This window comes from Desulfomicrobium macestii, from assembly GCF_014873765.1.
GTDB classification, from domain to species: domain Bacteria; phylum Desulfobacterota; class Desulfovibrionia; order Desulfovibrionales; family Desulfomicrobiaceae; genus Desulfomicrobium; species Desulfomicrobium macestii.
In genome coordinates, this window is the sequence record NZ_JADBGG010000015.1 from 60,727 (window position 1) to 72,336 (window position 11,610).

The 11,610-nt window shown below is 59.6% G+C and carries 9 protein-coding genes; 2 read left to right on the top strand and 7 right to left on the bottom strand.

The annotated features are described in order from the left end of the window. Positions 1 to 493 precede the first annotated feature (493 nt). Positions 494 to 3,700 (top strand): DEAD/DEAH box helicase, encoded by a 3,207-nt coding sequence (locus H4684_RS10980; RefSeq protein ID WP_192623761.1) that lies wholly within the window; start codon positions 494 to 496, stop codon positions 3,698 to 3,700. 57 nt (positions 3,701 to 3,757) lie between these two features. Next, entirely contained in the window at positions 3,758 to 4,138 is a 381-nt protein-coding gene (locus H4684_RS10985; protein WP_192623762.1) for a DUF2784 domain-containing protein, read from the top strand. A gap of 4 nt (positions 4,139 to 4,142) precedes the next feature. Here the strand turns inward: H4684_RS10985 and H4684_RS10990 are convergent, their stop codons facing one another. From H4684_RS10990 to H4684_RS11020, 7 genes are all read right to left on the bottom strand, one after another. Next, on the bottom strand, positions 4,143 to 4,664 hold the full coding sequence (locus H4684_RS10990; protein ID WP_192623763.1) for an NlpC/P60 family protein: 522 nt from the start codon (positions 4,662 to 4,664) through the stop codon (positions 4,143 to 4,145). 68 nt (positions 4,665 to 4,732) lie between these two features. Continuing rightward, on the bottom strand, positions 4,733 to 5,347 hold the full coding sequence (locus H4684_RS10995) for an NlpC/P60 family protein (protein WP_192623764.1): 615 nt from the start codon (positions 5,345 to 5,347) through the stop codon (positions 4,733 to 4,735). A 293-nt stretch (positions 5,348 to 5,640) separates the two neighbouring features. Further along, complete coding sequence (gene alr / locus H4684_RS11000; RefSeq protein WP_192623765.1) at positions 5,641 to 6,765, bottom strand: alanine racemase; 1,125 nt, start codon at positions 6,763 to 6,765, stop codon at positions 5,641 to 5,643. 24 nt (positions 6,766 to 6,789) lie between these two features. Further along, positions 6,790 to 8,124, bottom strand: coding sequence for a trypsin-like peptidase domain-containing protein (locus tag H4684_RS11005; protein WP_192623766.1), 1,335 nt, complete (start codon positions 8,122 to 8,124; stop codon positions 6,790 to 6,792). A gap of 88 nt (positions 8,125 to 8,212) precedes the next feature. After that, on the bottom strand, positions 8,213 to 8,671 hold the full coding sequence (locus H4684_RS11010; protein ID WP_092192134.1) for an Hsp20/alpha crystallin family protein: 459 nt from the start codon (positions 8,669 to 8,671) through the stop codon (positions 8,213 to 8,215). 70 nt (positions 8,672 to 8,741) lie between these two features. Continuing rightward, positions 8,742 to 9,239: a zinc ribbon domain-containing protein gene (locus tag H4684_RS11015; protein ID WP_143077883.1), complete on the bottom strand. Its 498-nt coding sequence runs from the start codon at positions 9,237 to 9,239 to the stop codon at positions 8,742 to 8,744. A 5-nt stretch (positions 9,240 to 9,244) separates the two neighbouring features. Then, the gene (locus tag H4684_RS11020; protein WP_092192138.1) at positions 9,245 to 11,560 is read right to left on the bottom strand and encodes a GspE/PulE family protein; all 2,316 of its coding nucleotides are present in this window, start codon (positions 11,558 to 11,560) and stop codon (positions 9,245 to 9,247) included. Positions 11,561 to 11,610: the final 50 nt, after the last annotated feature.

The following is an 11,610-nucleotide window of genomic DNA, read 5'->3' on the forward strand; positions in this document are numbered from 1 at the left end:
TAGGCCCGGGGATATGGAACCAAATCCAGCTTGAAATTGGCCTTCAGACCATAAAATGTCAACTTCTCTTTGGCGCTCCTCCCTGGAGGCGACCGCAATGGACAAAAGCCCCCCGGGAGCCCTGGCAGGACAATCGCGACGCCGCCTGCGGGGTCGATGGCCAAATTCCAAAAAACTCCGGCCGAATTTTCGCCAACCTAGGTAGAGATACACATGGATAATCAGTTTAAAAAATGTCATACTGTTTTATCCAATGGACATGTCAATTCCACCCTTCCCGGTCCGAATTCTCGCGAGAACTGGGCATGTTAGCGCTCCGCGGATAATCTTCAAAAAGTTCTTTCCCAAATTGTCACAGCTCTTGATAAAGAATTGTGATTTGTTTAAATGGTTCAATTGTGCCGTGCCGTGCTTCGCATCCAACGCTCCGGAAGTGACGACAGGCCCTGACATATCACCGCCAATAGCGGTTTTACGGAGATAAACCCAAAACATGTCCCATTCCGACGAAGCACGCATTCAACGCATCGTGCACAACTTTTTGTCTGACAATATTCCCGAACACATCCGCGACGGGGCCCAATATCTCATCGCCGACGGTGGCATACAAAAAATCGACATCCGCCGCGAAGAGGAATCCTGGGATGTGGAAGGCCAGATCCAGGGCGATGATTTCCAGACCTATTCCTCGGAACTGGGCATCAACCTCGACCAGGGCACCGTCCATTCCTACTGCAACTGCCAGGATTCGTTCTCCGGCATCTGTCGCCATGTAGCGGCCACGGCCCTGGGCCTTCTCTCCAAGCTCGACGTCAAGCGCGAGGTGGAGTCCCAGCCCATCAAGTCCGAATGGAAACAGAGCTTCCGCTATTTCTTTTCCACCGCCCTTGAGCCGGAACCGGGCCATCATTATTTCATTTACCGCTTCTTTGCCGAGACCGGACGGTTGCAGGTTGAATTCTTCCGCGCCCGACAGAACAAGTCGGGGCTGTCCACGGTCCAGAACCCCGTGACGCTGGAACAGATCATCCGCAACCCGGAATGGTGCGAGATCTCGCCGGAGCTGCCCAAGGTGGCCGAACAGATCGGCCAGTATCTCGACTATTACGGCCACAGGGTCGAGATTCCCTTCGGGCTCATGACCTGGTTCTTCTGGGCCATCAAGAACGAATACTACCAACTGTGGGAAGAATCCGAGCAGCCGGTGCGCATCGAAAGCACGCCCATGCGCCTGCAACTGCGGCCGAAATTCACCGACGAGGGCCTGTCGTTCGACATCATGCTCGGACGCGAGGGCAAGGTGCCCTTCTCCATCCTGAACCAGAACGTGTCCTTCTACGGCCACCTGCCCCTGTGGGTCTGCCTCAAGCACAGCTTCTACCCGGTGCAGACGGGCCTGCGCCCAAGCCTGATCCAGGAGCTGGTGATCTCGCCCCCGATCATCCCGCATGCGGACATTTCCGAATTCCTGGACCGCGTCTGGACCCAGATTCCGGCCTCGGACCTGCACGGCCAGGAAGAGTTCCTGGAGCGCATGCAGCCCATTTTCGTGCCCGCGAACTACAATCCGAAGCTCTTCCTGAACGAGGAAGGCAGCCTGCTCACCCTCGAAATACAGAACATCTACGAGACCGAGCACGGCGACATCTCCCTGCCCGGCCCGAACCAGGACCTGCAGACCGGCAGCTACCAGTTCGAGGGCAAATCCTTCCTCATCCGCCGCGATCAGGAAGAGGAAGAGGCGCTCCTGACCACGCTCATGGACATGAATTTCCAGCCCCGAAGCAGCGCCATGTGGTTCCTGGAGCCCGAAGAGGCCATCACCTTCCTGCTCGATGCCTACCCGAAGCTGGTGGAGGCGTACCGCGTCTACGGCGAAAAGGATCTGGCCCGCTACAAGGTCCGCCTGACCCCGCCCAACGTGGTGGCCACGGTGGAGACGCAGGAAGAGGACAAATGGTTCAACCTGGAGATCAACGTCGAGTACGACGACATCTCCGTCCCCATCGACAAGATCTGGAAGGCCTGGACCCAGGGCAAGCGCTATGTGCAGCTCAAGGACGGCTCCTACACCAGCCTTCCCGAGTCGTGGCTTGAAAAGCTCGGCCACAAGCTCATCGCCCTTGGCCTTGATCCGGAAAAGCCGCCCAAGAAGCGTTTCGAGAACTTCGAGGCTCCGGTCCTGGACAAAATCCTCGAAGACATCCCCGAGACCACGTCCGACGGATTCTGGGACACCCTGCGCGACAAGATCAACGACTTCCAGGAGATCAAGCAGGTCGAAAAACCCAAGGGCCTGGACGCGACCCTGCGACCCTACCAGTTGCAGGGCGTGAGCTACCTGAACTTTCTGCGCGAATACCACTTCGGCGGCATCCTGGCCGACGAGATGGGCCTGGGCAAGACCATCCAGACCCTGACCTTCCTGCAGTACATGAAGGAGCAGGGGCACAAGGGCCCCAACCTGATCATCGTACCCACCTCGGTTCTGCCCAACTGGGAACGCGAGGCCCAGAAATTCGTGCCGGACATGAAACGTCTGGTCATCTATGGCGCGCGCCGGGAAAACCTGTTCAAGAAGATCGAGTCCTCGGAACTGATCATCACCACCTACGCCCTGCTGCGCCGGGATTTGGACGAACTTCTCAAATTCGAGTTCAACGCCGTCATCCTGGACGAAGCCCAGAACATCAAGAACCCGAACACCATCACCGCCAGAAGCGTGCGCAAGATGCAGGCCCGCTTCCGCCTGTGCCTGTCGGGCACGCCCATCGAGAACACGCTGCTTGAGCTGTGGTCCCTGTTCGAATTCCTCATGCCCGGCTTCCTGGGCTCCCAGGCATCCTTCCAGAAGGGTTTCGTCAAGCCCATAAAAGACGGCGACGACGACAGCCTCGGCTACCTCAAGGCGCGGGTCAAACCCTTCATCCTGCGCCGGACCAAGAATGAGGTCGCCAAGGATCTGCCGCCCAAGATCGAGAACATCTACTACTCCGCCCTGCTGGACGATCAGCGCGATCTGTATTCGGCCCTGGCCAAGAAACTCAAGGAACAGGTCCTGCAGGACGTGGACGAGAAGGGCATCGGCCAGAGCCAGATATCCATTCTCGACGCACTCCTGAAGCTGCGCCAGATCTGCTGCCATCCGAGACTTTTGAAGCTCGACATGCCCGGCTTCAACGCCAACCTGTCCTCGGGCAAGTTCGAGGCCTTCAAGGACCTTGTCACCTCCATCATCGACGACGGCCACAAGGTGCTCGTCTTCTCGCAGTTCGTGCAGATGCTGCATATCATCCGCAACTGGCTGCACATGGTCGAGATCCCCTTCTGCTACCTCGACGGCACCTCCAAGGACCGCTTCGAGCAGGTGGACAAGTTCAACAACACGCCCGAGATCCCCATCTTCCTGATCTCGCTCAAGGCAGGCGGCACGGGCCTCAACCTGACCTCGGCCGACTACGTCATCCACTACGACCCGTGGTGGAACCCGGCCGTGGAAGATCAGGCCACCGACCGCACGCACCGCATCGGCCAGACGCGCCAGGTCTTCGCCTACAAGATGATCTGCGAGAACACGGTCGAGGAGAAGATCCTGAAGCTTCAGGAATCCAAGAAAGGCATCGCCGACTCCATCATCCCCGGTCAGTCGGCCTGGAAGAGCCTGACCAGGTCCGACCTGGAAATGCTCTTCGAAATCTAGACAACCTGAGGGGAAAGGCACGCGTCCTTTCCCCTCTTTTCATTCGGGCAAGGCTCCATGGCCCACCTTCTCGCCGCCAACGCGGTTCTCATCCTGCACCTTCTCTTCATCTGCCTGGTCATGCTCGGCGGCCTGGTCGTGCCCAGATACCCGCGCTTCGCCTTCGTTCATGTCCCGGCGGCGATCTGGGGCGTTCTGGTCGAAGCCTTTGGCTGGTATTGTCCGCTGACGGATCTGGAGAACGCCCTGCTGCGCCGGGCGGGAGAGGAGGGGTATGGCGGAGGATTCGTTGAGCGCTACCTGCTCGCCGTGATCTACCCTGACGGACTGACCCGGGAAACGCAGATGCTGCTGGCCGGGATGGTCGTGCTGGTCAACGTGGCCGTGTATGGATGGGTGCTGAAGAAAAGATCGAAGCGCAGGCAGGCTCAAAAATGAACGCTCAGGACAGGACGCGCTGGACCCGCCTGAGTCTCGGCCACCAGTAGGCGTCGAGGGTCGAGAGCGTGACCCCCCGACTCGCCGAGGCGTGTAGAAACGTCCTGTCCGCGACAAGCACGCCGATGTGATCACCGCCCTTGTCCGTGAAATACACCAGATCCCCTGGACGCATCTGCCCGGTTTCGACGCGTTGTCCCATCCGGCTCTGATCACGCGAGGTGCGGGGCAGTTCCACCTGAAACGCCTCCCTGAAAATGGCCTGCATCAGTCCCGAACAATCCACCCCCTGACGGTTGGTGCCGCCGATGCGGTGGCGCACGCCTTTCCAGGCATTGAACTGGGAAAACAGGATTTCGGAAACCGACTCGTCAGGTCCAGTGGATGAAGAAGGCGGGATCACGGGAGGCTGAATAACGGCCTTGGAAGCGCAGCCGGATCCAAGCAAAAGCAGGCAGGCAAAGACCATCAAGGACAAAAATGACATCCCGGAACGGAATGATGCATGGCTGTTGCGATCGTTCATATGCACGCAATTCCCGTACGCTTCCATCATGAGTGCGGCGGGCGGTGGTTCCGCCTTGCGCTCAAGGATCAGCCGCCGCTGCTGGGAAAAGCCGCCACCTGCTGCTCTTCGTCATCCAGAATGCGACGAACGCGCTTCAAACGCGGATTCCAGTAGTCGTCGAATTTGGACAGAGTCACGCCTTTCTTGCGTGAAGCGTGCAGAAACTCGCGCTCATTCACGGCCACGCCTACGTGCCTGCGGCCCCGATCGATGAAATAGAGCAGGTCGCCAGGCTGAATTTGGTCACGCGGCACGGGTTGCCCCAATTTGGCCTGCTCGCTGGATGTGCGCGGCAAATCCATTTCAAAGGCGTCCTTGAAGACCGCCTGAACCAAGGCCGAACAATCAATCCCGCGGTAGTCCGTACCGCCCAGACGATAGCGCACTCCGCGCCAATCTTCGTACTGATCCAGAACGATGTCACCGATGGAAGGGACCGGCTCGATTTCGTCCGTATCTGTCACGGAAGAGGAATCGGCGGAGTATTCCGAATCCGCCGTGGAGAAATAATCGTTGTCGCGGGAAAAAAGGTTCGAATACTCGAATTCGCGGTGCCTTACAAAATCGGCTTCATTACGGAACACGTCCGAATATGCCGAGGAATCCCGTATGGCCGCGGAAACATCCGAAGTGGAATCCACATGCTTGAGCGAACATCCGCCCAAGAAGCAAAGAACAAAGAAGAAAAGCGCAAATTTGGGCAAAGCCGAAAACTCTCTACGGGGGCCTTGCCCACCTTGCGGAAAATCCATAGCTTATCCCCCTGTACTCATTCTGTACTCACTCTGTACTCATTTTCAGGGTTTTCGGTATACTAAAAATCACCCTACGTCAAAACACTTGCCCCCGAGTTTACCGCCCGGTTCTCCCCTTCAGCACCCCGGGCGCGAAAGGACGCCGTCCCCAGCGGGGCCGGCGTCCTGAATGAGCGAGGCTACTCTATATACTCACGCGGATTCTGTCCCAACAGGCAGAACACCTCGTAGGTGATCGTCCCCCACCATCCGGCGAGTTCATCGGCCGAGATGGCAAAGGGTCCTTCCCCACCGAGCATGAAGATCTCATCGCCCGCCGCCGCTTCCGGCACTCCGGTCAAGTCCACGGCCGTGAGCTGCATGCAGACCCGGCCCAGAACCGGAACACGTTTGCCGTGAAGCAGCATCCGCGCCTTGCCCGACAGTCCGCGCGAATAGTTGTCGGCATAGCCCACGGCCACGATGCCCACGCGCATTTCGGCAGGAGCGGTGAAGGTGCGTCCGTAGCTCACGCTTTGACCGGCAGGAATGGTTCTGATCTGCATCAGCCGACTGGAGACCTGCATGGTCGGCTTCAGGCCACCCCCCTTTTCCTCCCAGGGCGTGCCGTGAAAGGGATTGACTCCGTAGAGGGCAATTCCCGGACGCTGCAGATCGTGATGCAGATCGGGATGCCCGAAAATGGCCCCGGAGTTGGCCAGGCTGGCCCGCACATCAAGCCCCCGGGCATGCAGGGTCTTGAGGATGCGTGCAAACCTGTCACCCTGTTCGCGCACGTATTCGACCTGTCCGGGATCGTCGGCCGTGGCCAGATGGGAGCAGGCCATGGTCGCCCGGACATGCTCCAGCCCGTCCAGCGTGTCGGCCACTCCCGCCGCCTCGTCCGGCGCGAAGCCAAGCCGGGCCATGCCCGTGTCGAACTTCAGGGCGACCCGGACCGTTGTCCCGGCGTGACGAGCGGCCTCTTCCAGAAGCAGCAGCTGCTCGGTTGCGCCCACAAAGGCGACGATGTCACGCTCGCACACGCAGGCGTAATCCCCGGCGTCCAGCGGACCGAGCAGGGATATGACCTCGGCCTCGGGCACGGTGTCCTTGAGGACGGCAGCCTCGCCGACCGTGCCTGCGGCCATGGTCCTGGCCCCGGCCGCAAAGAGAGCCCCGGCCGCCTCGGGAAGCCCGTGCCCGTAGGCATCGGACTTGATGACCGGCGCAGGGTTCATGGCGCGGCCGAGGATCAGCCTGTAATTGTCCACCAGCGCCTGCAAACGGATGCGTGTACGCACATGATTATACCAGATGGTCATGAAATGCTCCTTGAGTGATGATCGTCAGACCCGCAGCCGCACGTGATAGCCCCGCCCGTCCCGGGCCACAAGCAGGAGCACCGTGTTGGCCATGCGGTAACGCTTGAACGCGCGGGCATAGTCATCCGCGGTCGACAGCGCGTCTCCCGCGACCTTGAGCAGCAGATCGCCGCTCCTGAGCCCCAGCTGCTGGGCAGGGCTCCCCGGCCGGACCTGTGACACGACCAGGTTGCGCCCCTGGACCCGCACCGTCATGCCCCAGCGTCGGTCGGCCATGTCCAGTGCCTTTTCGTTCGTGAAGGCCTGCAGCTTCACGGATGCCCTGCGCTTTCCCGCCTGCCCGGCAATATCCAGACGCAGCTCCTGTCCGAGGGTGAAATTCCTGAGTATGCGCTGATAATGGTTGCGGTCCTCGACGGCTACCCCGTTGACCGAGGTGATCACGTCTCCGGGCTCGATCCCGGCCTTTTGCGAAGAAGCCTCATGCACCTGGGTCACGAGCATGCCCCGAGCCTCCTCAAGGCCCAGATACCGGGCAATGCGCTCATCCACATCCTGGCCTTCGAGTCCAAGCCATGCTGCCTGCACGCGGCCGAAGCTGACCAGTTCTTCCACGACCCGCTTGGCCTTGTTGATGGGGATGGCGAACCCGATTCCCTCGGCCCCGGCATGGATGGCGGTGTTGATGCCGACCAACTCTCCGGCCAGATTCATGAGCGGGCCGCCGCTGTTGCCGGGGTTGATGGCCGCATCGGTCTGGATGAAGTCCGTGAAGGTGCCCTGCTTGGTCTCGATGGTGCGCTCCACGGCGGAGACCACTCCCGTGGTCACGGTGTTGCCAAACCCGAACGGATTGCCGATGGCGATGACCGTCTCGCCGATCATCATGTCCGAGGAGTCGCCCATGGTGGCCTGCGGCAGATCCCGGGCGTCCTTCAGGTGCAGGATGGCCAGGTCGAAGTCCGGATCGGAGCCGACCAACTCGCCGTCGAACTGCCGCCCGTCCAGCAGGCGCACCCGGATGGTCGAGGCCCCCTCGATGACATGGGCGTTGGTCAGCACCAGCTGCTTGCCCGCGTCAATGATCACTCCGGAGCCAAGGCTGCGCTGTTCGAACCGGCGAGTCAGATCCTGCGAGCCGAAAAAATGGCGGAACAAGGTGTCGTCGAACATGGAGCCAAAAGGATTGATCTCCTGCTCGACGATGCGCGCGGTATGGATGTTGACCACCGCAGGGGCCACGCTTTGCACGGTGCGCACCACCGGCGTCATGCGGATGTCCCGGCCCGAGGCATAAGAAAAATGGGCGCTCACGAGCGCCCAGCAAAGGATCACGGCCAGCAACTTGATCAGTTTCATGGCAAAATCTCCTTGAAAATCATGGCCTCAATCGGGGCCATGCAAAAAAGGGCCTTTTTCCAGATCAAGGCCCAGTTGTCATGTCAAATCATTCATCCAGGGAAATGGGGATGGTCCTGTTCACCGGGCGTCGGGCCCGCTTGGGCACCCGCACCTGCAAAAGGCCCGCCTTCATGCTGGCGGCCACGGCCTGGTCGTCGATATCCTCCGGCAATTCGAAGCGGCGTGAAAAACAGCCATATGACCGTTCCATGACCTGAAAGGCCGCGCCCTCGACATTCAAAGGCGGCTGGCGTTCGCCGAAGACGGCCAGTTCGTTGCCGTGCACCTCGAGCCGCACATTTTCACGCTCAAGCCCCGGTAATTCGACCAGAACGAAAAAAGCGTCCTCGACCTCGATCACATCGGCCACGGGCCGGAATCTGGCCAGCCTGCGCCCATTCTCAACAAGGGAGGAAGAGCAGGCAGAGTCCTCAATCAGACGCTGCATCTCCTCTTTCAAATCTTCCATCTCAAGCCAGGAATTCCACGGAAAAAGCTTTGCCATAAATCACCGGGGGTTACGTCGTTTGAAGCGTGAAACCGCCACGCCGCCCAAAAAGCCGCGCGAGCGGCTCTCAAATAAAAAACAATGCGCCAAGCGCCAAAATCGCGACAATTATGAGCGCGATCCAGATTTTGCTCTTTTCCTCATCCACGAACATGGCGCTGCCGATTTGCGTACTACGGATGTTTTCGCTCTGGGCCTGGGCCAGGCGGCGCATCTCCTCGGCTTCGGCCTCAGCCTGCAGCTCGTGGCCACGGCCCTGGCGGCGCACTTCCTCCATGGCCAGGGCGTACACCACGCCGCATTTGGGGCATTCAAAAGGGGTCGCAAAGGCGTTGTCGCCCTCCTGCCTTTCGTAATGGCACTTCGGGCATTTCTCCAACCGCAATTTGAGGTTCGCGGGGATGACCACGGCCTCGTCGGCCATTGCGGACCTGAGGGTCTCGGCGCCGTCGGAATTCTCGTGAACGCCTGAAGTCTCGGCACCATCAGCAGACCCGGGAGCAGCTTGAGTCTCGACGCTTGCGGCAAGCTCGGGGGTGTCTTTTTTTTCAGTACTTTTTTCCATTTCAATCACTCGGAAGTCGTCACTTTCTGCAGTTGCAGTATATCTATGTCCCCTTTGAAAATCTTCGCGATCCCGTCCTGATAGAGAGTCCGCATGCCCTGCTCGATGGCCATCTGCGCGACCTCTTCCGACGAGTGCTTGCGGGCAATGGCCTTGCGGATTTCAGGAGTCGCGACCAGCAACTCGTGAATTCCGGTTCGCCCCCTGTAGCCGGTCTGGCCGCACCGTCCGCAGCCTTTTGCCCTGTACACGCGGGCGCTGGAGCGCTCGATGCCGAGCTCGGAAAAAAAGTCCTCTCCGTACTGGGTCAGCAGATACGCCCACTCCTCGTCGGAAGGAGCGTAGGCCTCACGGCATTGCACGCACAGGGTCTTGACCAGGCGCTGGGCCAGAATTCCATGCAACGCTTCAGAGAAGTTAAGAGATTCTATGCCCATGTCCAGAAGGCGCGTCACAGTTTCCGACGCGGAATTGGTGTGCAGGGTCGAAAAAACCATGTGCCCCGTCAGCGAAGCCTCCACGCCGATCTGCGCCGTCTGGAAATCGCGCATCTCGCCCACGAGGATCACGTCCGGATCAGCACGCAGAAAGGCGCGCATGATGCGGGGAAAATCAAGGCCGATGGCGCTCTCGACCTGGACCTGCTGGAGTCCGGGTTGCGTGATCTCAACCGGGTCTTCGACGGTCCAGATCTTCTTGTCCGGGGTGTTAATGCGCGCAAGAATGGAGTGCAGCGTGGTCGTTTTTCCGGAACCCGTCGGTCCGACGACCAGAAAAATTCCGTGCGGCTTGAACATGAGGCGCTCGATCTGGGCCTTGTTGGCATCGCTCAAGTTCAGCTTGTCGAACGGGAGGGCCTTGCCGGAGGTGAGCATGCGCAGGACCGCGCTCTCGCCGTGCACGGTGGGGAGCGTGGCAACGCGGAGCTCAAGCTCGCGTCCCTTGAAACGAACCTTGGCCTTGCCGTCCTGCGGCAGCCGCCGTTCGGAAATGTTCAGATTGGAGAGAATCTTGATGCGTGACACCACGGGCTTGATGATGCTCTCGGGAACGGTCAGCACCCGCACGCAGGTGCCGTCGATGCGCATGCGCACCACCCCGGGACGCCCCGTCTTCGAGGGCTCGATATGAATGTCCGAAGCCCCGGTCTTGTGCGCGTGCATGATGATCTTGTTCACGAAGCGCACGGCGAGCTGGCGGCTCTCCTGGGAAATGTCCTCCTCCTCGACCTGCGCGAGCTCAAGGCTCTCCTCGGAGACTCCTTCCAGGTCGGCCAGGGCCTCGGAGAGGTCGTCCCCGTCGTCGTACTCGTCAAACTCTTCCTCATGCCCATCCTCGTCCATGTCGTCGTCATAGGCATCCGCCATGCCTTTCGAGACGACGCCGGACTTGGGCAGCTGGCTGCGATCACCGAGAAAGGCCAGAATCTCCTCGGGCAAGCCCACCCGGAATTCATACTCCTTCGCGGTCAGGATCCGTTTTATTTCCTCGATCTGTTCGGAGTCGTGGGGATTGTGGATAAGGATGACGACCCGCTCGCCCTTGGCCTGGATGGGCACCCACAGGTTGTTGAGCAGATACTGACGGTTGATGCCTTTGAGCATGTGCTCGGAGACGGGATTGTCCTGATAGCGCACAAAGGGCGTCTGGTAATAGATCTCCAGCGATGCGCCTATGTCGTCCGGACTCACGCCGTAATCCAGCTGAAGCAGGCGGGAGGTTGAAACCCCCTTCCTGGCGGAGCGCGATATGGCATCATCGAGCTGCTCGCGGGTCAGTACTCCCTGGAAGACAAGATTTTCGTACGGTCCCTTGGGCAGGCTGCGCTCCTCGAACATCTTCTGCCCCATGATGCTCACGATGAGGCGGCAAAACGCCTCGTCCTCACGGGAAAAATCGCCCTCCTGCTTGTTCAAAAGCTGCAACACGCCCAAAAGCTCATTTTCGTGCTGGATCGGCATGGAAATCACATTGCGCGTTTCAAACCCGACCAGCTGGTCATACTGGCGATCAAAACGCAGGCTCGGATGGATGGCCTCGAGTTCGTCAAACTCGATGCTCCTGAGAATGAACGGCATCAGCGACTGGGCCGTGTAACCGGCAAGGCTCGATGTCGAAATCGGCAGCCGCACCTCGCGGGGCCTGCCGTCCTTCAAAACCAGAGCGAACAATTCCGCGTGTTGCGCATCGCACTTGTACAGACGTATCTGCTCGACCTGAAACAGGGCCTTCAGATCGGGCAGGCACTTGTTCCAGGCCATCTCGAAGGCCTGGGCCGCCTGAAATATCTTCTTGATGTCGATCAGCTTGGACTTGAGCATACAACCTCGCCTTCCCGGCCTTTGCGTGCGGTGTGAACAAGAAACGGGAC

Excerpts from the sequence above, each read along its gene's own strand:
- H4684_RS11020 (WP_092192138.1), bottom strand. The coding sequence starts at position 11,560 with ATGCTCAAGTCCAAGCTGATCGACATCAAGAAGATATTTCAGGCGGCC.
- H4684_RS11005 (WP_192623766.1), bottom strand. The coding sequence starts at position 8,124 with ATGAAACTGATCAAGTTGCTGGCCGTGATCCTTTGCTGGGCGCTCGTG.
- H4684_RS11015 (WP_143077883.1), bottom strand. The coding sequence starts at position 9,239 with ATGGAAAAAAGTACTGAAAAAAAAGACACCCCCGAGCTTGCCGCAAGC.
- H4684_RS10990 (WP_192623763.1), bottom strand. The coding sequence starts at position 4,664 with ATGAACGATCGCAACAGCCATGCATCATTCCGTTCCGGGATGTCATTT.
- H4684_RS10980 (WP_192623761.1), top strand. The coding sequence starts at position 494 with ATGTCCCATTCCGACGAAGCACGCATTCAACGCATCGTGCACAACTTT.
- H4684_RS10985 (WP_192623762.1), top strand. The coding sequence starts at position 3,758 with ATGGCCCACCTTCTCGCCGCCAACGCGGTTCTCATCCTGCACCTTCTC.
- H4684_RS11010 (WP_092192134.1), bottom strand. The coding sequence starts at position 8,671 with ATGGCAAAGCTTTTTCCGTGGAATTCCTGGCTTGAGATGGAAGATTTG.
- alr (WP_192623765.1), bottom strand. The coding sequence starts at position 6,765 with ATGACCATCTGGTATAATCATGTGCGTACACGCATCCGTTTGCAGGCG.